The following is a 24,889-nucleotide window of genomic DNA, read 5'->3' as shown; positions in this document are numbered from 1 at the left end:
AGCCAGGGGATCGACATGACGGCCACGGCGAATGACCTGCTCTCTGCCCGCGCTCCAGGGTGTGACTGGAAGATGACGGTGTTCGAGTTGGCGATTTTCATGTGCCTGTATCGCGCCGGGCAGCCGCGGCGCGTGGAGGACATCTGCAAGGTGATCGGCGGCTGGTTCGAATGCGTGGTCGACCCGCCTGCCGCAGCCGCGCCGATCGAGCACATGTTGGCCAATCGATGGGTCGCGGAAAAAGGCCATGGCCTGTGCGCAACCGAGGACGGCCGCCGTGCGGCGCGACCGCTGATGAGCGGCATGGTGCGGATGCTCGACCATGGAACGCGGCTGATCGATGTCGCTCTGATGATGTCCGTGCTGCGCTTGTCGAAAGGAGAACTGGACCATGGCATTCGCGATCTTTGAGCCAGCGATCTTGGCGGTGCTGCTCGCCGGCGTCGGCCAGCCAGCACCTGCAGCGCCTGCCTCACCGTGCAGCCGCCACGCAACCATCACCTCCGCCTTCGACTGCTGCCTCGACCTCGCGCCGTGGAAGGCGCCGCCCACCGCACCGCTCAACCGCCCCGCGTCATCCCCGGACGGTGCGGCCGATCAGAAGGAAGGACGATAAGCATGTCGAAGATCGCGAAGCTGGCGATGCTCCTGCTGTCGGTCGCGCCCCTGGCGGAGCCGCTCCGGGCGCAGGATGCCGAGCGTCGGGACGACAGCGTCGAGGCGTCCGACCGCAGCGACGATTTCTACTGCGGCGAGCGCAGGCTCGGGCAATGGTTCTACTGCACCAAGCCGAAACCGCCCGAGACCGCGATGGCGCAGCCGCAGACGCCCGAACAGAGCGCGGCGGAGCGTCTCGCCGCCATCACGCGGCAGCTGGATGAGCTGAAGGCGCGGGCGATCCTCGATCCATCGGAAGAGAATGTCATTGCCTATGTCCGTTTCCAGCGCGAGCAGCTGGACCGCGCGTCGACCTTTTCGGACACCTGGCAGCGTGCGCTCTGGCAGAACCCGGACATCGACTACACGCTGCAGCGGCCGGTCAACACGGTGGCCAAGCGCGCCTGGCTCGACAACCGGAAAGCCGACCGCGACCAGGTCCTGACCAACCTCGGTCAGCGCTACGGTCTGTTCTACTTCTACGCGCAGAGCTGCGGCGCGTGCGAGGTCTTTTCGCCGATCCTGCGGTCGGTCGCGGACGGTCACCGCATGGCCGTGATGGCCGTCTCGATGGATGGCGGGCCGAGCCGCGACTTCCCCAACTATGTGGTCGACTCCGGGCAGCGCGCGCGGATGGGGATACCCGGCAACGAGACGCCGGCACTCGTCCTGTTCGACACCGCGACGAAGCGCACCATCCCCGTCGGCTACGGCATCCTCAGCGCCGATGAGATCATGGATCGCATCTTCATGCTCACCAACACCAAGGTCGGGAGCGACTACTGATGTCCATTCAACGGCAGAAGGGCCAGCTGAAAAGGCTGGCTCACCGCGCCGGCGCCGCCCTCACCATGGTCGCCGCCTGGCATTTCGCGCTGATCGGTGTCGCACGGGCGGACGTCGCCTCGGAAATGAACGGGTTCTTCAACGACGCCGGCGGCGCGGCGAACGTCACCGGGCCAACGGCGTTCCAGGGGCAGTCGGCCGGCTACTACTCGCTCGGCAACGTGTGGACGCGCTTCCCGCAGAAGAGCGTGTCGCCGTTCAACCTGCAGCTCCCAAGCGCGCGGGCGGGATGCGGGGGTATCGACCTGTTCTCTGGCTCCTTCAGCTTCATCAACGCGAGCGAGATCGTCGCAATGCTGAAGGCAACGGCGAACAACGCGCTGGGCTTCGCCTTCAAGTTGGCGATCGACAGCGTCTCGCCCGAGATCGGCAAGGTCATGGACGAGTTCAGCCAGAAGGCTCAGCTCCTCAACCAAATGAACATTTCGAGCTGCGAGACCGCGCAGGCGCTGGTGGGCGGGATCTGGCCGCAGATGGAAACCACCCGATCGACCATCTGCGAGGCTGTCGGCAACAGTCAGGGCGTCTTCTCGGACTGGGCCGCGTCCCGACAAGGCTGCAACAACGGGGGCCAGAGGGACGCGACGCTCGCGGGCAACACCGACCCGGCGATGAAGGATCAGATCATCGGCGACCCGCACAATTATACGTGGGAGGCACTGAAGAAGTCGTCGAAGTTCGGAGCGTTCGACCAGGCCTTCTCCGAATATGTGATGACGCTGGTTGGGACGATCGTCACGACTCCGCCGACAGGCAGCGAGCATGGCCCGAAGGTGGTGATCTACGGACCGGCCGAGGAGGCGGTTGTGACGGCATTGCTCGACGGCACCGCGAACGCGCCGGCAGTGAAAATCCTGAAGTGCAACAACGACCCGTGCACCGACGTCTCCGACCAGACCCTGAACATGCCTGCGTCAAGCGCGCTTCGGCCCCGGATCGCGACGATGATCAAGAGCATGAGCTCCAAGATTCGCAGCGACACCGCGCTCGACGCAGCCGAGAAGCAGCTGCTGAACATGGCGACGGTTCCGATCTACAAGATCCTCGCGGTTCAGGCCTACGCCCACTACGCGCTTACCGACGGCGAGATTCAGACGCTCTCCGAAATCGTCGCGGTCGATCTGCTGAACGCCATGCTCGACAACATGCTCGACAGGGTGGAGCAGGCGAAGGTCTTCTACCAGACCGCCGACCAGGAGACTGCGTCGCAGTGGCGCCAGCAGATCGCCGCGACCCGCGCCAAGTTCGCGCAGCGGGACGTGAAGCTCAGCAACAAGCTCCAGGTGACGATGCAGATCATCAACCGGAGCATCATGCTCGAATCGACACTGCAGAACACGATGACGCCCGGCATGTCCTCAGCGCTCAACTTCTCGCGGGGATTGAACGCGCAGGGCTTGCTCTAGGCGCGCAACAGGGAGGTAGCGGCGTGCTCGAGGTCTACACCGTCGGCGGAGGCGAGTATCTCGTCAATACCTTCAACGCCGTAGCCGCGTGGGCGGGGGGAGGGGGCTATCGCTCTCTCCTGCGGGTCGTGATGGTGATGGGGCTGATCTATTCGCTGCTGGTCGTCGCCTTCACCCTCAACTTCCGCGCGTGGTTGAACTGGTTCCTTCAGGCGACGGGCATCTACCTGTGCCTTATGGTCCCGACGATCGACGTGAAGGTAACCGACCGCCTCAACCCGAGCCTGTCGCCCGCGACGGTGGCGAATGTTCCGCTCGGGCTGGGGGTTCTCGCGAGCTTCACCACCCAGATCGGCGACTGGCTCACCCGGACGGCCGAAACCGTCTTCGTCATGCCAGGAGAGCTCAACTACACGACGAACGGCATGGTGTACGGCGCACGGCTATTCGACGCGACCCGCGACTTCACCATCCGCGACGCGGAATTCTCGACCAATCTCGAGAACCACTTCAAGAACTGCCTGTTCGGCGATGTGATGCTCTACCAGAAGTCGCTCACCAACTTGGCGAAAGCGCCGGACCTGTGGGCGGCGATCGGGCCGGGCTCGGAAGCGCGGTCGCAGGAGTGGCTGGAGCGGCAAGGCGACGGCTCCGTCCAGAACTTCATTGTCACGTGCCGACAGGCCTATGACACGCTGAACGGCCAATGGGCGAGCATGATCGAGGCGAACGCGGAGCCTTGGGCAAAGGAGGTCTATCCCAAGCTCAGCAATGCTGTCGCCGCGGCGAAGCTCAAGCACGACGTCCCGATCGTGAATGCGGCCTTCACAGGCTCGGGTGACGATTTCACCGGCGTAATGAGGCAGAACACCGCCATCAACGCCTTCATGCAGGCGCGAAACTCGATGGCCGGCGGGAGCGGGGCGGCGTCGATCGACACCTTCGCGCAGACCCGCGCGGATATTCAGGCCCGCAACACCTACAATTCGATCGCGCAGCAGGCGATGGCGTGGGTGCCGATCCTGAACATTGTCCTGACTGTCGTGTTCTTCGCGATGTTCCCTGTGATCTTCCCGCTCTTCCTGCTCCCCCAGACCGGGCTGAGTTCGTTGAAGGGCTACGCGATGGGGTTCTTCTATCTGGCGGCATGGGGACCGCTCTACGTAATCCTCCACATGATCTGCATGACACGTGCCGAGGCAGCCTCGAACGGCGTCGCTGCAGGAGGTATGTCGCTCGGAAGTTATGCCGGCATCGGCGCGGTGAACGGCGAGACGGCGACGATTGCCGGCTTCATGCTGATGAGCATACCGTTTCTGGCGGGCGGGCTTGCACGGGGCGCGATGTCAATCGCGGGGCAGGCGACGTCGATGCTGGCGCCGGCGCAGAATGCCGCGGAAGCTGCTGCGCTGGAGCAGACCACCGGCAACTACTCCTACGGAAATGTAAGTTGGGCGAACTCGACCTCGAACATGCGGCAGGCCGACCAGTGGCAGACGGCGCCGAGCTTTATGGGTGGCGCGGCGAGCGTCGGCTGGCGCCAGGACAACGGCGCCGTGATCAGCGGCTTCGGCAATGGCCAGGAAGTGTTCGACACCGGTGGCGCGATCTCGCGACTCTCATTCACCCCTACCGTGACGACCGGCACGGTCGCGGAATGGCGGGAGATGGCGAGCGAAGCGCACCGTCAATCGCAAGCTTACGACAATGCAGCTCAGGAGATGCTCACCTGGACCAAGACCGACCGGAGCGCGTACGGGACGTCAAGCGAGCGCTCGTCAGGCTGGGATTCGAGCAGCGGCCGCTCGTCGAACACGTCTGTTGAGCAGTTCGATCGAACAACCGCCAGCAGCTCGCAAGGGCTGGAAGATCGGTCGTCAACGGGTCAGAGCCTGACTTCGTCCGACGGGCACGACCGATCAGCCGGTACCATCAATCAGGTGTCCGGCTCTCTATCGGCAGGATTGGGCGGTGGTCAGCAAGGCGCAGGCGGCGGGCGAAGCGGTATCGGCAGAGTTCTCGGCCGCTTGCCGGGAGTGGGCGGCACCGTCACGACGCAAGGTCAGCAGCAGGACACGTTGCGGCATGGGACGACGGATAGTCGTTCGTCTGATACTTCCAGCACCGCAAGTCGCGGGGTCCGGGACGAACACGCCAGTGGCACGGGTGCAACGTCATCCGATGGCACCTATGACCGCTCGGGCGTGTTCAGCCGCGCCTCGACGACGTCCAGTTCCTCCCTCACCCACGAGCAGGCGCTCGCGCGCGCCCGGTCGTATACGGAGACGGGTCGGCAGCTTGAGGAATTGTCGCAGCAGCTCTCCCGCGACGCCAGTTACGCCGAAACGCACGGCATGCAGCTAAGCGAGAACATGAGCCAGGATCTGGCGCAGTGGTACCGGACGCAACAGGCCTCAAACCCGGGTCTGGATGCTCCGGAGCTGTGGGCGACCGATCTCAGCGACCACCAGCGTGCCGTTCGGCAGGAGATGGTCGCTCGCTGGATGCGCGAGAAGCAGGACGACATTCGCGAGGAGATTGCCGGCAAGCTTCAAGAGCCAAACCTAGTCGAGGTGAGCAGGCCGAGTGTCGATAGTGCGGCGGACGTGGCAGCCTCGTATCGTCCACATGGCGTACCCGGTATTCCGTCTGGTCCGGCCGGCGGCGATCCTCGGGCCGCTCAGTCTATTATCGAGGCTGGCGGGGATCGGCTTGAGGGCGATCGCGCCGCTGCGCGGGCTGCTCGGACGAATGCCGTGCAGGGTTCGGTCGACATTCAGCTAGAGGTGAATCGCGATCACAACCGCGGCTTCTTCAATGATCCGAAGCTGCGGGAGTAACCTCGGCGTTAAAGCGCGAAAATGAAGTACCCGATTACGCCAGCAAGAAGTGCATAGGCGACCAAATAGGCAGCCGCGCTCGCTCGGCTGACATTGCCATTGGCATCGGTGACGGGACCGTGAGGCTCAAAACCGTCGTCGACGTACTGAATGATCGGACCCGCAGAGTTATCCTGGGTGATCAAGTATGTCGCGGTGTCAAGCTTGAGCATAAAACCTCCGAGCCTGTCTAACATACAAGGCTTCAGGTTCGATCACAAGCAATGGAGATTGCGGCTGATGGCCGGGCGGCGGCGCCGGACGGCCGACGGTACCGGCCAATACCTAAGCTGTCAGGCTCCGCATCACACTAACCGCGCAGCCTGTGGATTGCAGGCATGATCGCGAGCCCGTTGCCGAGACGATCACCGGCACGATTGCCAAGCGGCGCCGCCACAGCGACCAAGTGGCCAGCATGATCATCGAGTTCCTAAATCCGCGCTGAGGTTGCGCTCAGCCGACCGCGGATGAAGGGCGCGCCGCACCTCGTCGGTGATCGTGTAGACGGCTTGGCGCTGGGCACCGCGATTATGATGGTCGACGCGGTAGCCCTGATAGTGACGCTGCATGAGGCCGGCCCTGACGAGTTCCGAGACGGCGCGGCTCACGTTGGTGCGGCCGGAGAGACGGATCCGCTTCTGAACTTCCGCAGCGATCAGCCGTTCGGCGGCCGCCGTGTCGGACGGAAGCTCATTGCGCTGCTTGAGCTCCGCTCGTACCTTGTCGGCGATCGCAAGGCGGCGGGGGTCGCGCCGGGCGACGGGCACCAGGGCATCGCAGAGCCAGTCGCGCACCGGCACCTGGCGGTCACCTTCACGGACATACGGGCCGGCCGAACCACTTTGGGCGCTCGCTTGCGCGATCAGGTTGAGCACCATGAAGCTGTAGCGTGGGCGCTCGCAAACTGCCGTCAGGCGATCGAGCAGGCCGGGAAGGTCCAGCGCGGGTGCATCCTGCGGCGCTGCTCGTTCCGCATTGCCTGCGGCGGCGAAGAAATCTGGCTGGAACATGAGAACGAATCAAGCACATCTCGATTCTCATGTGAATCCCTCTTGATGCGGCGCGTCCATTTTATCGAGGTGTCGCGTGTCTGGCTCGCAAGCCGGCACAGCCGCCAGAACGCTTGGACGCCCGGACATCAGCGCGATGTGGGCTCATGGCCGTCGGGGTCGTCGAGCCACGTCGGAACGTCGCGTCGCGCGTCGAGCACGCGCCATATGTCGATGTGATCGTCGCGTTCGACGTAGAAGACGAGCCACGGAAAGCGGGCGAGACGGCGATGTCGCAGACCCGGCAACATCAGCTCGTGCGCGTAGCGGGGAGAGCCGATGCCCGGGTGCTCCGCGATCGCTCGGTAGACTGCTTCTAGCGAGGTCACGAAGCTGAGCGCGACATCCGGCCCAGCCTCGTGAGCGTAGTGGTCGATAGCGCTCTCGACGTCGCGATGGGCCTGGTCGCGGGGGACGACCCGCTTCATGGTCATGCCGTGCGGCGAGCCCGCACGCGCAGTCCTTCGAAATAGTCGTCGTCTGCTGGGGCGCCCGGGGGGGATTCAGCGCCGTCGAGCAGCAGCCGGCGCAATCTCTGGCGGTCCTGGTCCTTGCGGATGAGTTCGCGGACATACTCGCTGCTCGTGCCGTAGCCGCGGCCGGCAACCTGCTCGTCCACGAAAGCCTTCAGCGTATCGGGCAGCGAGATGTTCATCGTGCTCATGGCAGCAATAGATAAGCGGTTTGGCAAAATTTGGCAAGGTGAGCCGCCCGTTCTGCGTCTTTTGACGACTAGGTCCGACACTTTCCCGATGCGAGAAGCCCAGGAATGAACAGCTGTGGCACTTTACCGGCAGGGTAAAGCCCCACGAGCGGTTGTCTGCGCGGCGAGAAACTGTGGGGGAGGTGATCGGCTCAGTGGGGAACAGGCGGGCGGGTCAAGCTCGCCAGGCTCCTCGAGCAGGTAGCGGCTGACCGGCACCTGCATGACAGGCTGATATAGCTCAGCGACGATTACATCTCTGATCCGGCACCCTTTCTGGCGGGGCGCCGTGGGGCAGCAATCCAGGCTTCGCTGGGTGCTTTGTCGGCATGTTCGACGAGGGTCGCTCCTGCCCCGCGATACGTCGTCAGGCGGCGCGGGTCGCGCAGAACGGTCGGGGGAACCCATGCTCGAAGGGGGCAAGTTGTACGGTGAATAGCGAAGAACCTGCTGGAACGGGAGTGCCGGGCCTTGATGACATCCTCGGTGGAGGGTTGAGCCGCGGTAGGGTCTTTCTCCTCGAGGGCCTGCCGGGAACGGGCAAGACCACGGTCGCGATGCAGTTCCTGCTCGAAGGGGCCCGGAACGGAGAGAAGGTGCTGTATCTGACGCTCTCCGAAAGCGAGGAAGAGCTGCGCGCCGCCGCCGCAGCACACGGGTGGGCGCTCGACGGCGTCGAGATCGTCGAGTTGATCTCCCCCGATAGCCTCGTTGACGAAAAGCAGCAGCAGAGCCTGCTCTACTCGTCGGACCTCGAGCTGGTGGAGACGACCCGGAGAATATTCGAAGCCTTCACGCGATCGAAGCCCGACCGGCTGGTCCTCGACAGCCTCTCGGAAATCAGACTGCTGTCGCAGAGCTCGCTCCGCTACCGGCGACAGGTCCTCGCGTTGAAGCACTATTTCGCGGGCCAGGGCACGATCGTGCTGATGCTCGACGACATGACGACGGAGACCGAAGACAAGACCGTTCACAGCGTCGCGCATGGTGTGGTCTGCCTGGAGGAGCTCGCAAGAGAATACGGTCCGGAGCGCCGGCGGATCAGGGTCGCCAAATATCGCGGGCGGGGCTTTCGCGGCGGCTATCACGATTTCGTCATCGAACGAGGCGGTGCCCGCGTATTTCCGCGCCTGATCTCGGCCGAGCACCGGTCGAGCTTCGAGCGCGACAAGGTCACGACCGAGATTGCCGAACTGGACGCGCTGACGGGGGGTGGTCTGGAGCGTGGATCGAGCGTGCTGATCCTGGGTCCCGCCGGAACGGGGAAGTCTCTGCTCGTGCTGACGTTCGTCGCTGCGGCCGTGAAGAAAGGAGAGAAGGCGGCGTTGTTCGTGTTCGACGAGGAGGTCGGACTCCTGGCCGAACGGGCACGAGGTCTTGGAATCGACATCATCGCGATGATGGACGCCGGTGCCTTGCAGGTCGAGCAGATCGACGCCGCCGAGCTCACCCCCGGAGAGCTTTCAGCGCGGGTCCGGAAATGCGTCGAGGAGAATGGCGCGAGGACGGTGGTGGTGGATAGCCTCAATGGTTACCAGGCCGCGATGCCGGGCGAGAACGCCCTGGTGCTGCACATGCACGAGCTGCTGCAGTATCTGAACCGGCAGGGCGCGACGACGTTCGTGACCATCGCGCAGCACGGGCTGGTCGGCGATACGCGAACCCCCGTCGATGTCACCTATCTCGCCGACACGGTGATCCTGCTGCGCTACTTCGAGGCCCGCGGCCGTCTCCGCCGGGCGATTTCGGTCGTGAAGAAGCGAACCGGTGCGCATGAAGACACCATCCGCGAATATAGCATTGGCGCCGACGGGGTCCGGATCGGCGAAGCGCTGGTCTTGTTCCAGGGAATGGCGCGCGGCGTGCGCAGCCTCTTCGGGGATGCACCTGAGCTGATCGAAGAACGCCATTGATGCCCGAACATTCCGAGCGCGCGCTGATACTCGCGCCTTTCGGCCGGGATGCAGACGTCGCCGCATCCGTTCTGGCGAACGCCGGCATCACCGCGCTCGAATGTCCCTCGGTCGCCCGGCTGGTCGAGGAGATCCGGGCAGGCGCAGGCCTCGCGGTCGTCACCTCGGAGGCGCTGACCGGTGCCGACACCGGGTCGCTACAGGTATGGATCGCGGACCAGCCAGAATGGTCCGATTTTCCGTTCGTTCTGCTCGTGCACCAGGGCAGCGGGCTCGAACGCAACCCCGAGGCTTCCCGCTTGCTGGAGCGGCTCGGGAACGTCAGCTTCCTCGAACGCCCCTTCCATCCGACTACCCTCATGAGCCTGGCGCGCGCGGCGCTGCGCGCCCGCCGCCGGCAATATGAGGCACGCGCGCGCCTCGAGGAGCTGCGGAGCCTCGCCGGCTCCCTTGAGCGCAAGGTCGAGGAGCGGACCGCGGAGCTAACGTTGGGCGAAGCGCGGATGCGGGCGATCTTCCAGACCAACAATCAATATCAGCTGCTCATCGATCTCGATGGGACCGTCCTGGACGCGAACGCCACGGCGCTGGCGGGGATCGAAGCGCGGCTCGAGGATGTGGTCGGCAAGCCCCTCTGGGAGACCCCGTGGTTCGCGCATTCGCCCGACCTCCACAACGCCGTGAAGGCTGGTGTGCTGCGGGTCGCAGCGGGCGTGACCCTGCAAAGAGAATTGACCATCCATCTTCCGATCGGCCCGCGCTCGTTCGACGTGGGCATGCGGCCGATGCGTGGTCCGCAAGGCGATACGCTGGCACTCATCGTGGAAGCGCTCGACATCACCGACCGCAAGCGTGCCGAGGAGGCGCTCCGTCAGGCGCAGAAGCTCGAGGCGATGGGTCAGCTTACCGGCGGCGTCGCCCACGACTTCAACAACCTGCTGACGCCGATCGTGGGCGGGCTGGACATCCTGAGCCGCAGCGGACTTGGCACGGAGCGCCAGCGCCGCCTCATCGAGGGTGCCATACAGTCGGCCGAGCGGGCGAGGGCGCTCGTGCAGCGGCTGCTGGCCTTCGCGCGGCAGCAGCCGTTGCAGCTCCGCGCGATCGATATCGGCACGCTGGTGCGCGGCATGGTCGAGCTGGTCGGATCGACGATCGGGCCGAAGATCAGCTTGTTGATCGAGGTGCCGGAAGGGCTGCCTGCCGCGCGCGCCGATCACAACCAGGTCGAAATGGCGCTCCTCAACCTTTGCGTGAATGCGAGGGACGCGATGCCCGAAGGGGGCACGCTCCGCATCTCGGCATCCGAGCGGCATCTCAGGGCGGAAAATGACGAGGGCCTGAGCCCCGGCAGCTATATCAGCCTCGCGGTCTCGGATACCGGAATCGGTATGGATGAGGAGACAGCCAGGCGAGCCGTCGAGCCGTTCTTCTCGACCAAGGGGCTGGGCAAGGGAACAGGGCTTGGCCTTTCGATGGCGCATGGCCTGGCGCGGCAACTCGGCGGAACCCTCACGATCACGACCGCTCCCGATGCCGGGACCCGGGTGGACATCCTGCTTCCCGTGTCGACGGAGACCCCGCAGCGCCCGGCGCCAAAGGTCGAGGGAACGCTGCCCCAGGATGGAACCGCCCTTCTTGTCGACGATGACGATCTCGTCCGTTCGAGCGTCAGCCAGATGCTCTCCGCGATCGGCTATGAGGTGACCGAGGCGAAATCGGCGGAGGACGCCCTGGAGCTGGTTCAGAGCGGCATGAACCCGAGCGTCGTGGTCACCGATCATCTGATGACAGGGATGTCGGGCGTTGCCCTCGGCCGCGCGCTGCGGGCGCGCACACCCGTCCTGATCGTCTCGGGCTATGCCGAGAGCAGCGAGATCACTCCGGACTTTCCGCGCCTCATGAAGCCCTTTCGGCAGGATGAACTGGCGGCGAAACTAGCCGAGATCCGGTCGGCGGCAAGCGCGACCGGTGACTCCGCCTAGACGAAAGGCACGCGGCGTTCGGATGGGGGCCTTGCGGCCCCCAATCCTTCAATAGTCCATCGCGGGAACCGGCGCCGGCTTTTCGTCCTTCGGCAGCTCCGCGATCAGCGCCTCGGTCGTGATGAGCAACCCTGCAACCGACGCCGCATCCTGAAGCGCGGTGCGCACGACCTTGGCCGGGTCGATCACACCGGCCCGAACGAGATCTTCATACTCGCCGGTGGCAGCGTTGAAGCCCCAGTTGTAGTCCGATCCCTCGCCGAGCTTCCCGACCACGTAGGCGCCGTCCTCGCCGGCATTGTCGACGATCTGGCGCGCCGGCGCCTTCAAGGCGCGGCGGACGATCTCGATCCCGGCCTTCTGGTCGTCGTTGGCCGCGGAGAGGCTTTCCAGCGCTTTGACCGCGCGCAGCAACGGGATGCCGCCCCCGGGCAGGATGCCCTCCTCGACCGCGGCGCGCGTGGCGTGAAGCGCATCGTCCACCCGGTCCTTCTTCTCCTTCACTTCAACTTCAGTGGCGCCGCCGACGCGAATCACCGCGACGCCGCCGGCGAGCTTGGCGAGCCGCTCCTGCAGCTTCTCGCGATCATAGTCGGAGGTGGTCGTCTCGATCTGCTGGCGGATCTGCGCGGCGCGGCCGTCGATGTCCGACTTCTGGCCGGCGCCGTCGATGATCGTCGTGTCGTCCTTGTCGATTACCACCTTCTTGGCGCGACCGAGCATATTGACGGTGACGTTCTCGAGCTTGATGCCGAGGTCCTCGCTGACGACATTGCCGCCGGTGAGGACGGCGATGTCCTCGAGCATCGCCTTGCGCCGATCACCGAAGCCCGGCGCCTTCACGGCCGCGACTTGAAGCCCGCCGCGCAGCTTGTTGACGACCAGGGTAGCCAGCGCATCGCCCTCGACGTCTTCGGCGATGATCAGCAGCGGGCGGCCCGACTGGATCACCTTTTCGAGTAGGGGCACCAGCGCCTGCAGGTTCGAGAGCTTCTTCTCGTGGATCAGGATGTACGGATCTTCCAGTTCGACCCGCAGCTTCTCGGGGTTGGTGATGAAATAGGGCGAGAGGTATCCGCGGTCGAACTGCATGCCCTCCACGACTTCGAGTTCGGTCGCGAGGCTCTTTGCCTCCTCGACGGTGATGACACCTTCGTTGCCGACCTTTTCCATCGCCTCGGCAAGGATCTGGCCGACCTCGGTGTCTCCGTTTGCCGAGATCGTGGCGACCTGGGCGATTTCGCTGTTCGCGCTGATCCTGCGCGCATGCGCCTTGAGATCGTCGACGACGGCTCCGACGGCGAGATCGATGCCGCGCTTCAGGTCCATCGGGTTCATGCCGGCGGCGACCGCCTTGGCGCCCTCGCGGACGATCGCCTGGGCGAGCACGGTCGCGGTCGTGGTCCCGTCGCCGGCGAGATCATTGGTCTTGGACGCGACCTCTCGGATCAGTTGCGCGCCCATGTTCTCGAACTTATCCTTGAGCTCGATTTCCTTGGCGACGGTGACGCCGTCCTTGGTGATGCGCGGCGCGCCGAAGCTCTTGTCGATCACGACGTTGCGGCCCTTAGGTCCCAGGGTCACCTTGACCGCGTCTGCGAGCGTGTCCACGCCCCGCAGCATGCGGTCACGCGCGTCGGTCGAGAAACGGACTTCCTTTGCAGCCATTGTATCGTTTCCTCCTATGTTCGCGTGGATTTCTGTGGGTACGCCGCCCTATTTCGACGACGCTTCGGTTTCGACGATCCCGAGGATGTCGCTCTCTTTCATGATGAGCAGTTCCTCACCGTCGATCTTGACCTCGCTGCCGGACCATTTGCCGAAAAGGACGCGATCGCCGGCCTTCACGGACAGCTCGACCAGCTTGCCGGTCTCGTCGCGGGCGCCGGGCCCGACGGCGACGACCTCGCCCTCCTGAGGCTTCTCCTTGGCAGTATCCGGGATGATGATGCCGCCGGCCGTCTTTTCCTCGGCTTCGATGCGACGGACGGCGACACGGTCGTGCAGGGGACGGAAATGCATGCATTACCTCCAAAGCAGATCATGATGTGATGACCCTCCCGTTCGCGGGGAATGGTCGGTTTCGGCAGAGCTAGGAAGACGATTTTCGACCATCAAGAGATCTGCCGCACTTTCCTGGCGCTTCATCCATGCGAGTGCCAATGCGCATGCGCGGTCGCGCAGCGCACGAGCGGACATTGCCTCGAGAGTCGCAGCGACGAAGTGATGTAGATCAGCGGGCGATTGCGGCCGATTCGCTACGGGACTGCCCAAGAGGACCGGAAGACTTCGGCAAGGACGGACAGCCCGTGATCTCGCTTGGTTCAGTGCTCCAAAGGTGGGTGGCGCGATGGCCCCTGCCGATCGTGGACGTGGGCGCTGTGCAGCGCTCGACGAGCCTCCATAGGTCCGGAACGCCGCGAACTGCTCCCGGGCCGTGGTCGGAAGGCACAAGGCCGGACCCGCACGCGCTTCCTCGGTCGCGGCACCATCGGTTGGAGATTTTGCAGATGAACACGCCAATTGAAAGCTCCGGCGCGGATTTGCACGGCGCCTCGGGGCGCGCGGTCGCTTACGACGCCGGTCTTCGCCGCTACATGCTTGGCATCTACCGCACGATGGCGCAGGGACTGGTCCTTACCGGGCTTGTCGCCTTCCTCGTTGCCAGCACGCCAGCTCTCTATCAACCGATCTTCAACACGCCCCTCAAATGGGTCGTGATGCTGGCGCCGCTCGCCTTCGTCCTGTTCTTCTCCTTCCGCGTCGAGCAGATGAGCGCCAACACTGCGCGGATCGCTTTCTATTCGTTCGCAGGCGTCATGGGACTGTCGCTGGCCAGCGTCTTCCTGGTGTTCACCGGCACCAGCATCGCGCTGGCGTTCTTCTCGGCCGCGGCCCTGTTCGCGACGATGTGCCTGTGGGGCTATACGACCAATGTCGACCTCTCGCGCTGGTCGACCTTCCTCATGGTCGGGCTTGTCGGCGTCATCATCGCGAGCCTGATCAACCTGTTCCTCGCGTCCGACACGCTGCAGTTCGCCGTTTCGATCATCGGCGTGCTGGTGTTCACCGGCCTGACCGCCTGGGACAGCCAGCGATTGAAGAGTCAATACTTCGCCTATGCGGACACCGAATCCGGCGAGAAGCTGGCCGTGATGGGGGCGCTGTCCCTTTATCTGGATCTCATCAACCTGTTCCAGCTGCTGCTGAACCTCATGGGGGAGCGTCAGCGAGCATAGCGACGTCGCGTCGCCGTCCTATCGGGCGGTAGAAAAGGGAGGCTTTCGTGGTTCGAGTTAAGATCAATGCCGTTTCCGACGAGCCCGAAGCGGTCAGCCAGCCGATGTTGGGGACACTGCGCCGCAACTGGGGCTGGATCGTCTTCCGCGGTGTCCTCGCGCTGGCGCTTGGCGTCGTTTCCTTCCTGTTCCCGCTCAGCGCCCTGTTCGCCTTTGCGATGGTGTTCGCCGGCTACGCCGGCGCCGATGGCATTCTGTCCCTGGTCGCCGCGGTGCGCGGCGCCCGCCGTAAGGAGGAGCGCTGGTGGGCCTATGTGATCCGCGGGATCATCGGCATCGCGACTGCGGTCCTGTTCCTGCTGATGCCCGTAGCCATGACCGCGGGCTATGCGCTGGCTACGCTCATCATGTTGGCCGTCTGGGCGATCGTCACCGGTGCCCTCGAAATTGCTGCGGCAGTGACGTTGCGCAAGGTAATCCGCGACGAATGGCTGATGGGCCTGTCTGGCGCTCTATCGGTCGCTGTCGGGATTATGATCGTCGTCCTGCTGGTCATCGATCCGCTCACGACCTTGCCGTCTGCCGCCTGGGTAATCGGAACGTACGCGATCATCGCTGGCGTTGTTCTTCTCGGGCTCGGGTTTAAGCTTCGCCGAGCTTGATGGCTCGCCCGTTGCGCCTCGCCCAGGCCGCAACAGTCTCGCTAGGGCGGCAGGGAAGCATTTGGAATTCCCTGCCGACCGGCTCCAGCAGCAGGGGCCGTGCCGCTTACCAGACACTCACATTGCATGGGCTCGGTCGCCAGGCCTAGCTAGGGAGCGTCCAGCGCCTGTGCGCTGGCGATCCGCCCCGACGAACCTTCTACCGTTATCGCTTTCTGGTGGCGCGGACTGGAAGCGGCGTGCCCGCCCGGGCATCAGTTTCGGATAGCAGGAGTATGTGGGTTCAATGATCGGCGTGCTTGAACGGCGACGAAAGTGGCTCGCCTTTTGTCTTACCGGGCTGGCGGGCTACGTCGACGGGCTCGGCTTCCTGGCCGCAGGCGGGATGTTTGTGTCGTTCATGAGCGGCAACTCCACACGGCTCGCCATCGGGGCGGCCGAACGGTCGGTGACGGCGTTGATCGCGCTGGGATTGATTGGTGCGTTCCTCACGGGGGTGATCGCGGCCACGCTCGTGGCCACCCTGGTTCAGAAGCGCCGGAAGTCCGCTGTCTTGGGACTCGTGTCATTGCTCCTCGCCTCGAGCGCGACGCTCGCGCACGTCGGCGCGGGCGCATTCGCACCGCTGCTCATGGCTGCTGCGATGGGAGCGGAGAATCTCGTTTTCCAGCGCGATGGCGAAGTGAGCATCGGCCTCACCTATATGACCGGTGCGGTCGTGAAGGCGGGGCAGCGGATCGGCATGGCGCTGCTGGGCGGACCCAGATGGGATTGGCTCCCACACTTGTTACTGTGGTCGAGCCTCGTCACAGGCGCGATCATAGGCGCGCTTAGCTTCCACCGGTTGGGTGTCGACGGCCTTTGGTTCGCAGCGCTGGCCGCGCTTCTCCTCGCCGTATGGGCAGGCCTCATCGAAAGGACGGGCGAACCGGCGTAATCGCTGCAGGCGTTCTATCCGCGGCCTTGAGGCTGTGGCCGTCGCCTTTTCGGAAGGACGCGCGCACGTCCTTGCCGGCGACCGCCTGAGACAAGCCAAGCGGAGCTGATCTGAATCAGGGCCCGGTCCATCCTGACAGCAGAATGTGCAGTCGGTTCGCGCGGATGCAGAGGTGCAGCGCTCACTTTGCTGGAGAATGAAAGGATGACGGACCCCAAAGCGTCGGTGAATCCCGACAAGGACAGGAAGCCGGAACTGGCACCTGATGAGAGCGTGGCCGAGGAAGGTCAGGAGGGGACGGATCTCGACCCGGTCGACGAAGCGATCGAAGAGTCTTTCCCCGCGAGCGATCCGCCGAGCTGGACGCTTTGAAGGTGCCGCCCGCCTTTTCGGGAACCATCCTCATTTCACGATCTTTCCGGGCGAAGCGGTCGATGTCGTCGAGTGCCTCGAGATACCCGGAGCATAGTGAAGCGACGGATAGGGCGCTGTTGACGTCCGCCCAGCCGAACCGGCGGCTCCAAGATCGCGACCAACGTCGTACCCACCCCACTAGAGCTGTCGCAGCCGCCGTCGAAAAGATGAGGGGCGCTTGACGCGGCAGGACAGAACCCAGCTGAGGTATGTCAGTGAGCGTCCTCTCCACCTGAGCGATTGTTTGGTGGCTTGCCCAAGACGGAGGTGACGCGTGCCGCCAGCTCAGAGGCCGAAGACCGTCGGGGGGGCGGCGGTTGGCACCGATCGATGGGACGAGGCTCGACCACGCCCTTCTTGCGGTAGCGCACGCAGGCCTGATCGATCCTGGACGCTGAGTGCCGCTGCTCACTGCCATCGGCGAACGTGGGAAGGCCGCTTCAACCGGTTATCTCTTTAGGCCCGAGCGTCGCTGCAACCGACGGCGCGCTGAGCAGCCCCGACCCGCCGCCCTTGGCGGAAAGCACTTGATCCCCGCGAGAGGCGTCCGGTTCATGCTTCACCACTTTCTCGCCGATGCGGTGATCCTGATTTTCGCCTCCCTGGCGTTCGTCGCGCTCTTCACAAAGTTCCGCCTTGTGGATCGGCGTGGAAAAAGGACCCCGGTAGCGGGGTGATCGGCGTCGAAAAAGGACCCCTCATCCCGGTGGTCTAGGCTGTTCGCTTGGCAGGTGTCAGGCGGCGAGATCGGGATGTTGGTATTGGAGACGGTGTTGAGGATCCGGCGCGAGCACGCGGCGGGGAAAGCCATCAAGGCGATAATGCGCGACCTGCATCTGTCACGTGGGGTGGTGCGCAAGGCGATCCGGTCGCCGGAGGCGGACATGGGCTACCGACGCGAGGTTCAGCCGCTGCCGAAGATCGGACCATTCCAGGTGCGACTGGATGCGCTGTTGAAGGAAGACGAGGCACGGCCGCGGCGCGAGAAGCTGCGCATCACGCGTATCCACGACCTGCTGCTGCGCGAGGGGTTTGACGGCTCGTATGATGCGGTGCGTCGCTATGCGGCCCGCTGGCGGCAGGCGCGGCGTCGCGACGTGATGGATGCGCCGGCGTTCATCCCGCTGCTGTTCCGGCCGGGCGAGGCCTATCAGTTCGACTGGAGCCATGAGGACGTCGAGATCGCGGGCAAGCCGATGCGCGTGAAGGTCGCGCATGTGCGGCTGTGCGCGTCGCGAGTGATATACGTGCGAGCCTATCCCCGCGAGACGCAGGAGATGCTGTTCGACGCGCATGCGCGGGCGTTCGCCTTTTTCGGGGGCGTGCCAACGCGCGGCATCTACGACAACATGAAGACCGCGGTGACGAGCGTGTTCACCGGCAAGGAGCGGGTCTTCAACCGGCGGTTCCTGGTCATGGCCAACCACTACATGGTCGAACCGACGGCATGTTCGCCGGCAGCCGGTTGGGAGAAGGGTCAGGTCGAGAACCAGGTGCAGACGGCACGTGGCCGGTTCTTCCAACCACGCCTGCGCTTTGCCAGCATTGAGGAGCTGAACGGTTGGCTGGAGGCGGAGTGTCGCCGTTGGGCGGACACGCACCAGCATCCCGAGCAGAAGGAACTGACGGTCGCTCAGGCCTGGGCTGCGGAGCGCAGCGTGCTTCAGCCCGTCGTCGCGCCCTTCGACGGGTTCTACGAGAGCGAACACGCGGTGAGCGGCACGTGCCTGATAAACTTTGACCGCAACCGCTACTCGGTCATGGCCAAGGCGGTGCGGCGCGCGGTCCAGGTCCGTGCCTATGCCGACCGCATCGTCGTGCGCTGCGACGGCGAGGTCGTTGCCGACCATCCCCGGTTTTTCGGACGCGACCGGACCATCTACGACCCGTGGCACTATCTGCCGGTGCTGGTCACCAAGCCCGGCGCCTTGCGCAACGGTGCACCATTCCAAAACTGGGAGTTGCCACCTGCGCTGTCGCGGCTCCGGCGCAAGCTAGGCGCTGGCGATGATGCTGACCGGCGGTTCGTGCGGGTGCTGGCGGCGGTGCTCGACGACGAGCTGAACCTCGTCGAGGCGGCTGTACGCGAGGCGTTGCTGGCCGGCGTCACCAGCGACGATGTCATCCTCAACATACTGGCCCGCAGGCGAGAACCGCCTCGACCGTTGGCCATCGTCACGGCCGAGGACCTGGCGCTGCGTCATCCGCCTCTTGCCGACTGCACGCGCTACGACAGCCTGCGAGGCCTCCATGCAGCGGCATGAGATGATGACGGCCATGGCGGGTCTCGGCCTGAAGGGCATGGCCAGTGCCTTCGACGAGGCGGTGACCACCGGACTACAGCGCAAGCGCACGACGATGGAGATCCTGACCGACCTGCTGCGTGCCGAGGCAACCCACCGCCATGCAGCGTCGGTCCGATACCGGATGTCGGCCGTCAGGTTGCCGGCGGTGAAGGATCTCGACGGCTTCGTCTTCGACGGCACCCCCATCAACGAGGGGCTCGTACGCTCGCTGCACAGCGGCTCGTTCCTGGCGAGCCAGCGCAACGTCGTGCTGGTCGGCGGTACGGGCACCGGCAAGACACACCTGGCCAGCGCCATCACCGCCAACGTCGTGCGGGCCGGTGCCCGCGGGCACTACTTCAACACGGTCGACCTCGTGAACCGGCTCGAGGAGGAGAACCGCCTCGGCAAAGCCGGCGCGCTCGCAAAACAGCTCTCCCGCCTCGATGTCGTGGTGCTGGACGAGCTCGGCTATCTGCCCTTCGCCCGCTCAGGCGGTCAGCTGCTCTTCCATCTGGTGAGCAAGCTCTACGAGCGCACCTCGGTCATCGTCACGACGAACCTCGCCTTTGGCGAGTGGCCAACCGTCTTTGGTGACCCGAAGATGACCACCGCGCTGCTCGATCGCATTACCCACCATTGCGACATCGTCGAGACCGGCAACGACAGCTGGCGCTTCAAACACCGCAGCTGACGCAAGGGACTACCGGCAGAAGACGCTTCGCGCTGGTTGCGCCTCCGGTCGAGCTACGCCCGCCCTACGCCGCAACCAGCGCGAACGGCACGCCCGCCATACCTGTCACGCAGCTCGACGAAGGGGGTCCCTTTTGCACGCCGATAGGGGGTCCTTTTTGGACGCCGATTGACAGTTCCGCCTCTCTTCGATTGCAGGATATCTCGTCGCCGGATCGGTCGTAGGGCCCTACGGGCTTCACCTCGTTTCCGCGAATGAGGGAACCCGTTTCCTCGGTGAGCTCGGCATCGCCGCGCTGATGTTTGTCATTGGCTTTGAATTCTCCTGGCCACGCATTGTCGCGGCCCGTCGCTTGGTTTTCGTGCTGGGCACGCTTCAGGTCGTTGTCACCGCATTGCTCGTAGCCGGGGTCGCCCTCCTCGCGGGACTGTCCCTGACCGCATCATTGATCCTGGGCTTTGCACTCGCGCACTCGTCGAGCGCCATCGTCCACAAGCAGCTGCTGGATCAGGACGAGGTGACGACCAGTCATGGCATAGCAACGACGGGTATCCTCCTCTTCCAGGATCTCGCGGCCCTCCCTGTCCTGCTCTTGGTTGGCGCGGTTGCCTCGGGCGCTGAGCAGGACCTTGCCGGCCTGATGTTGCGGTTGGGCGCTGCCGTGCTCGTCTTCACGGGTGCCGCGCTCTTCGCGCGCAAGACGATCGGCCGCATCTTCGATTGGATCGCTCGGAGTGGATCCAACGAGCCGCTGATGCTTGCCGGGCTGGCGTTGGTTGCAGGCGTCGCGCTTCTCGCCGAGATGATCGGTCTCTCCCTGGCGGTAGCAGCCTTCATCGTCGGCATGGTCGTCGCCGAGAGCAATTACCGCCATCACCTCGCAGACGAGCTCCGGCCGCTGCGGGACATCTTCCTCGGTCTCTTCTTCCTGACGATCGGTATGAGCGTTGATTGGTCGATCGTTCTCACCGAGCCGGCGGCGACGGTCGGCGCGGTGGCTATCCTCGTCCTCGTGAAGCTCGCGATCATCTTCGCTCTCGCGCGGTTCAGCGGACTTGCGACCAATGCGGCATTGCAGACCGCGCTGGTCCTGGCGCACGGCGGCGAGATCTCCCTGCTCATCCTGACCCAGGCGATCGGTGGCGGCTTGCTGCCGGAGGTTGTGGCGCAAACGGCACTCGCAGGGACGGCCGTGAGCATTTTCCTGGCTCCGTTCCTCATCCAGTTCAATCGGCGCATCTCGGCCGAGGTCCTGTCGACGCCGCAGCTGGTCGCTGAGCCAGACGACATGATCGGCGGCTCGGCGGGCGATCTACGCGGTCACGTCATCCTGGCGGGGTGCGGCCCGGTCGGACGGCTGGTGGGTACGGTTCTGAAGGCGAGCGGGATACCTTATATCGCGATCGAGCGCGACGTTGACCGGCTTCGGATTGCCCATCGCGAGGGGCATCAGGTCATTTTCGGTGACGCAACACGCCGCGGCGTGCTTGAGGCAGCCAACATCGATACGGCCGCAGTGGTGGTCGCCCTTCTGAACAGCCAGCCAAGGCTGGAGCAGCTGGTACGCCAGGTTCGGCAACTCAATCCGGCGGTGCCAGTCCTTGTCAGCACGAGAGACAATCGAGGTCTGACATCCATCGCCAAGGCCGGCGCGACCTACATCTTTCCGGAGAACTTGGCTGCGGGCTTGGGGCTGGCAGTGCAGACCTTCGTCGCGCTTGGTGTCTCTCCGGAAGAGGCGCTCGCTCGCGTCCGGGCGGTCCGCCTCCGCCTCAATCCTGAGCTTCGGGCGTTGCGGACGATCTGACCCGTCGCTGGAAACTGCCCTTGCATGAAGGCGGCGCTCAGCGACGGAATCATTGCCGATTAGCTCTCCACCAGGTGAGCGAGTCCGTCGACATCCTCGGACTCCGCTTCTGAGACCAGCGCCGCCATCTTGGCTGCTGCTGCCTTCTCCGCCAGGACGATTGCGTCAGCACCCATCGCCTGCAGGTGGTCCACCTCCGCCTCCGAATGGGCACGCGCGATGATGCGCAGGTCCGGGTTCATGGCGCGGGCACGCTTCGCGATGATCGCGGCTTCGAACCCCTCAGGGATCGCGATCAGCAGCGTCGATGCCCCGGTGATGCCGGCCCGCGTGAGGATGGAAGCTTCGGTGGCGTTACCCTGGACGGCGCGCAGCCCTTCCGCTTGCGCTGCTTGCACGGCCTCTCTGCTGTCCTCGACTATGCTCAGCGCGTATCCCGAGGCCCCGAGCGTTGCAGCGATGAAGCGGCCGACTCGGCCATAGCCCACGATAATCACATGCCCAGGGGGCGGGCCCTGCTCGGGCGCCGGCTCTTCTGAAGATCCTTCCGCAGGGCCGGCGTGCCGAAGTGGACGAACCCCCTGCCTGGTTACGAATGAAAAGAGCAGGGGATTAAGGAAGATCGAGATGATAGCGGCCGCGAGGATCAGGTCCCGGCCCTGGGGAGGCAGAAGGCCGGCGCTGACGCCAAGGCCGGCAAGAATGAACGAGAACTCGCCGATCTGTGCCAGGCTTGCCGAGATCGTGATCGCGGTTTGGTCACGATATCCGAACGATCGGACGATGGCATAGGCAGCCGCGGACTTGCCGACCAGGATGATGGCGAGCGTCGCCAGAAGCGCAATCGGCTGATTGAGGATCACCGCTGGGTCGAACAGCATGCCGGCCGAAACGAAGAACAGGACGGAAAAGGCGTCTCGGAACGGGAGGATCTCCTCGGTCGCGAGCCGGCTGAGCTGGGTTTCACCCAGGATCATGCCGGCGAAGAAGGCGCCGAGAGCGAACGAGACGTCGAAGACGAGCGCGGCGCCGAAGGCAACGCCAAGGGCGATCGCGAGTACTGCCAGACGGAACAACTCGCGGGAACCGGTATCGGCCACCCAGTGAAGGACTGCCGGCATCGCGCGGCGGCCCACGAGGAGCATCAGCGCAATGAAGCCCGCCACCTTCAGCAGCGTAGTGGTCACGGCGCTCGCGGCAGCGGCGCCCGCGTTCGCCGATGTGCCCGACAGGATGGCGGCTACGGACGGCAGAAGCACCAGCGCCAGCACCATCACCAGGTCCTCGACGACCAGCCAGCCCACCGCGATGCGGCCTTGATCGGTCTGGACGAGGTTGTGCACCTGAAGAGCCCGCACTAGGACGACAGTGCTCGCAACGGATAGCGCGAGACCGAAGACTAGGCCCTGGCCAGCGCGCCACCCGAGCGCCCAGGCCAGCGCCATGCCGAATAGCGTTGCGACAACGATCTGGATCAACGCTCCAGGGACCGCGATCTTTTTCACTGACAGGAGATCCCGCAGCGAGAAGTGCAGGCCGACGCCGAACATCAGGAGAATGACACCGATCTCGGCAAGCTGCGATGCGATTTCCGGGTCCGCCGCGAAGCCGGGCATCGACGGCCCGACGAAGGCGCCAGCGAGCAGATAGCCCGCGATCGGGGATATCTTGAGCCGGTGCGCCACGGTCCCTGCGATGAAAGCAGCGACCAGGCCGGCGACAATCGTGGCGATTAATGGTGCGTCATGGTGCATGGTCATTCCATCAATAGCAAAGTCTCGTTCTCACTCCGGCTCAGCTGGTCCGAGCAGATCACAACAACGGGCTGAAGAGCCGCGCTACGTTCTCGGCACACTTGCGCGCGAGATTGCGGCGCTCCCAGTCGCTTGCTCTCAGTGGGACGGATTGTTCCAGCCTTGAGCGCTCGATCTGGCGCAAGGTAAGTGTCGCCTCGCGGTCGTAAAGGACGAGGCTGATCTCCGAATTCAGGGCAAATGATCGCATGTCGACGTTGCTCGATCCGACGACGGCGACTGCCTCATCGATGCTCATATGCTTGGCGTGCAGGAAGCCCGGCTGGAACAGGTGGATCACCGCACCGGCCGACAGCAGCTCGGAATAGTACGACTGCTGGGCGAGGTGTACGAGCGGATGATCAGAGCGGCCGGACAACAGCAGGTGGACCTCGGCTCCCTTAAGGATCGCCACCTGCAACGCTTGCAGGAGGGGCTCGCTCGGGACGAAGTAGGGAGTGGAGATCAGGACACGCTGTCGAGCTGAGTGGATGAGGGCAACGAAAAGCTCGTCGATGCCCCCATGCTCGAGATCGGGCCCGCTCGGCAGAACTTGCCCGAGGCTGCTGCCCGCGTCGTCCGCCGGGGGGTAGAGATGTCCGTCGGCGAGCTCCTTCTCCGTCTCGAGGAACCAGTCCGCCACGAAGACCGCCTGCAATTCGCCGACAACCGGCCCTCGGACCCGAACCATCACCTCTCGGTTTGGCCAGCCCCATCCCTGATCGGAGTCGATGATGTTCTGGGACCCGGTGTAACCGATCCGTCCGTCGATTACCGCGATCTTGCGGTGATTGCGCAGGTCGAAGCGCGTGGTGCGGCCGAGGACGCGGATCGGCAGCATTTCGTGAACCTCGACGCCTGCGGGCCGCAGCTCCCGCTCGATGCGGGCGGCCCACGTGCGCGATCCGATCGCATCGACCAGGACCCTGCACCTGACGCCGCGCAGCGCCGCCTGGCGCAGCGCGGCGATCACTTTCTGGCCGGTGGCGTCCGTGGCGAAGATGTAGAAGAGAAGGTGGACATGGTCCTCGGCGTGCCCGATATCCTCAACGAGGAGATCGATCGTCGCGTCGTAGTCCGTCAGGAAGTCGACCTCATTGCCTTGTAAGAGCGGCATGCGGCCGATCCCGCTAACGAGGGAAGCCGCTGACGCCTGGACGAGCGGCAGCTCGGCCGGCCGGGCGACCCGGTCGATGCAGGAAACCGCCCGGTCAATGATCGGCCAGAGTTGCGCGACGCGCTGGCGACGCCATCGAGGGTGGGATGGCCGGCCGATCGCCAGATAGAGGACGAGGCCGAGCCACGGCGCCACGAAGAAGAGGAGCAGCCAGCTTTGCGTCGCAGCCGGCGACCGGCGGAAGGGAACAACGATCAGCGCGCCGATACGGATCGCCCAAGGCGCTGTGACGGCCAGCCACTCGAGAGCGACGCCCAGGTTCACCTCATCGCCTTTGGCGATGAGGAAGCCGTGTTGCGAAGTGATCCGATCCTGACATCGCGGCCGCGGGTGAACGCCTTTTGCGGAGCGTGCCTCCCGACGCATTCTTTGTGGAGGTCCAGAGAGGCTAAAGTCGTGTGGGAGGCGATCGGCTCGGTTCGGTCCATGGGCGTTTGGTCGAT

The 24,889-nt window shown here is 64.6% G+C and carries 22 protein-coding genes; 14 read left to right on the top strand and 8 right to left on the bottom strand.

The features are described 5' to 3' along the window. The first annotated feature begins 15 nt into the window (after positions 1-15). The 5 genes from NX02_RS29150 to NX02_RS29135 all read left to right on the top strand — a co-directional run bounded on the left by NX02_RS29150 (position 16) and on the right by NX02_RS29135 (position 5,749). Complete coding sequence (locus tag NX02_RS29150) at positions 16-411, top strand: hypothetical protein (protein ID WP_245648937.1); 396 nt, start codon at positions 16-18, stop codon at positions 409-411. After that, positions 392-616, top strand: coding sequence for a hypothetical protein (locus tag NX02_RS31890; RefSeq protein ID WP_245648936.1), 225 nt, complete (start codon positions 392-394; stop codon positions 614-616). The genes NX02_RS29150 and NX02_RS31890 overlap by 20 nt, the downstream gene beginning before the upstream one ends. 2 nt (positions 617-618) lie before the next feature. After that, entirely contained in the window at positions 619-1,443 is an 825-nt protein-coding gene (locus NX02_RS29145) for a conjugal transfer protein TraF (protein WP_047100298.1), read from the top strand. 65 nt (positions 1,444-1,508) lie between these two features. After that, positions 1,509-2,909, top strand: a complete 1,401-nt coding sequence (locus tag NX02_RS29140) for a conjugal transfer protein TraH (protein WP_047100457.1) — start codon at positions 1,509-1,511, stop codon at positions 2,907-2,909. 23 nt (positions 2,910-2,932) lie between these two features. Continuing rightward, on the top strand, positions 2,933-5,749 hold the full coding sequence (locus NX02_RS29135; protein ID WP_047100297.1) for a conjugal transfer protein TraG N-terminal domain-containing protein: 2,817 nt from the start codon (positions 2,933-2,935) through the stop codon (positions 5,747-5,749). A gap of 8 nt (positions 5,750-5,757) precedes the next feature. Here NX02_RS29135 and NX02_RS29130 read toward each other — a convergent pair whose 3' ends face one another. From NX02_RS29130 to NX02_RS29115, 4 genes are all read right to left on the bottom strand, one after another. Further along, a complete protein-coding gene (locus NX02_RS29130; RefSeq protein ID WP_030541397.1) occupies positions 5,758-5,961 on the bottom strand; it encodes a hypothetical protein in 204 nt (67 codons plus the stop codon). Between the two features lie 246 nt (positions 5,962-6,207). Further along, complete coding sequence (locus NX02_RS29125) at positions 6,208-6,798, bottom strand: hypothetical protein (RefSeq protein ID WP_047100295.1); 591 nt, start codon at positions 6,796-6,798, stop codon at positions 6,208-6,210. A 128-nt stretch (positions 6,799-6,926) separates the two neighbouring features. Further along, a complete protein-coding gene (locus tag NX02_RS29120) occupies positions 6,927-7,271 on the bottom strand; it encodes a type II toxin-antitoxin system RelE/ParE family toxin (protein ID WP_047100294.1) in 345 nt (114 codons plus the stop codon). Continuing rightward, entirely contained in the window at positions 7,268-7,501 is a 234-nt protein-coding gene (locus NX02_RS29115) for a type II toxin-antitoxin system ParD family antitoxin (protein ID WP_047100293.1), read from the bottom strand. Before NX02_RS29115 ends, NX02_RS29120 begins: the two co-directional genes overlap by 4 nt. A 470-nt stretch (positions 7,502-7,971) precedes the next feature. Here NX02_RS29115 and NX02_RS29110 point away from each other — a divergent pair, with 470 nt between their 5' ends. Continuing rightward, positions 7,972-9,453 (top strand): ATPase domain-containing protein, encoded by a 1,482-nt coding sequence (locus NX02_RS29110; protein ID WP_047100292.1) that lies wholly within the window; start codon positions 7,972-7,974, stop codon positions 9,451-9,453. After that, positions 9,453-11,438 (top strand): PAS domain-containing sensor histidine kinase, encoded by a 1,986-nt coding sequence (locus NX02_RS29105; RefSeq protein WP_047100291.1) that lies wholly within the window; start codon positions 9,453-9,455, stop codon positions 11,436-11,438. Before NX02_RS29110 ends, NX02_RS29105 begins: the two co-directional genes overlap by 1 nt. Before the next feature lie 48 nt (positions 11,439-11,486). On the opposite strand, the gene groL is transcribed toward NX02_RS29105, so the two are convergent. Continuing rightward, on the bottom strand, positions 11,487-13,106 hold the full coding sequence (gene groL / locus NX02_RS29100; RefSeq protein WP_047100290.1) for a chaperonin GroEL: 1,620 nt from the start codon (positions 13,104-13,106) through the stop codon (positions 11,487-11,489). A gap of 48 nt (positions 13,107-13,154) precedes the next feature. Then, positions 13,155-13,460 (bottom strand): co-chaperone GroES, encoded by a 306-nt coding sequence (groES, locus tag NX02_RS29095; protein WP_007406608.1) that lies wholly within the window; start codon positions 13,458-13,460, stop codon positions 13,155-13,157. Positions 13,461-13,948: 488 nt separating this feature from the next. On the opposite strand from groES, the gene NX02_RS29090 reads away from it, so the two are divergent. The 7 genes from NX02_RS29090 to NX02_RS29060 all read left to right on the top strand — a co-directional run bounded on the left by NX02_RS29090 (position 13,949) and on the right by NX02_RS29060 (position 21,476). Beyond that, entirely contained in the window at positions 13,949-14,677 is a 729-nt protein-coding gene (locus NX02_RS29090; RefSeq protein ID WP_169787228.1) for a Bax inhibitor-1/YccA family protein, read from the top strand. 47 nt (positions 14,678-14,724) lie between these two features. Further along, positions 14,725-15,339 (top strand): HdeD family acid-resistance protein, encoded by a 615-nt coding sequence (locus tag NX02_RS29085; protein WP_245648935.1) that lies wholly within the window; start codon positions 14,725-14,727, stop codon positions 15,337-15,339. A gap of 286 nt (positions 15,340-15,625) precedes the next feature. After that, positions 15,626-16,276, top strand: a complete 651-nt coding sequence (locus tag NX02_RS29080; RefSeq protein WP_047100288.1) for a YoaK family protein — start codon at positions 15,626-15,628, stop codon at positions 16,274-16,276. Positions 16,277-16,480: 204 nt separating this feature from the next. Then, positions 16,481-16,648 (top strand): hypothetical protein, encoded by a 168-nt coding sequence (locus NX02_RS33195; protein WP_164542692.1) that lies wholly within the window; start codon positions 16,481-16,483, stop codon positions 16,646-16,648. A 794-nt stretch (positions 16,649-17,442) separates the two neighbouring features. Then, the gene (istA, locus tag NX02_RS29070) at positions 17,443-18,954 is read left to right on the top strand and encodes an IS21 family transposase (protein ID WP_025291104.1); all 1,512 of its coding nucleotides are present in this window, start codon (positions 17,443-17,445) and stop codon (positions 18,952-18,954) included. Then, positions 18,941-19,669, top strand: coding sequence for an IS21-like element helper ATPase IstB (istB, locus tag NX02_RS29065; RefSeq protein WP_025291103.1), 729 nt, complete (start codon positions 18,941-18,943; stop codon positions 19,667-19,669). Before istA ends, istB begins: the two co-directional genes overlap by 14 nt. Before the next feature lie 190 nt (positions 19,670-19,859). Then, positions 19,860-21,476, top strand: coding sequence for a cation:proton antiporter domain-containing protein (locus tag NX02_RS29060; protein WP_084718411.1), 1,617 nt, complete (start codon positions 19,860-19,862; stop codon positions 21,474-21,476). A gap of 59 nt (positions 21,477-21,535) precedes the next feature. Here NX02_RS29060 and NX02_RS29055 read toward each other — a convergent pair whose 3' ends face one another. Further along, positions 21,536-23,230, bottom strand: coding sequence for a cation:proton antiporter domain-containing protein (locus NX02_RS29055; RefSeq protein ID WP_047100454.1), 1,695 nt, complete (start codon positions 23,228-23,230; stop codon positions 21,536-21,538). Between the two features lie 58 nt (positions 23,231-23,288). Further along, entirely contained in the window at positions 23,289-24,710 is a 1,422-nt protein-coding gene (gene cls / locus NX02_RS29050) for a cardiolipin synthase (protein ID WP_047100286.1), read from the bottom strand. Positions 24,711-24,889: the final 179 nt, after the last annotated feature.

Source organism: Sphingomonas sanxanigenens DSM 19645 = NX02 (assembly GCF_000512205.2).
Lineage (GTDB): Bacteria > Pseudomonadota > Alphaproteobacteria > Sphingomonadales > Sphingomonadaceae > Sphingomonas_D > Sphingomonas_D sanxanigenens.
The sequence above is the reverse complement of the archived record's forward strand: the minus strand, read 5'-3'. Positions and strand labels throughout refer to the sequence as shown.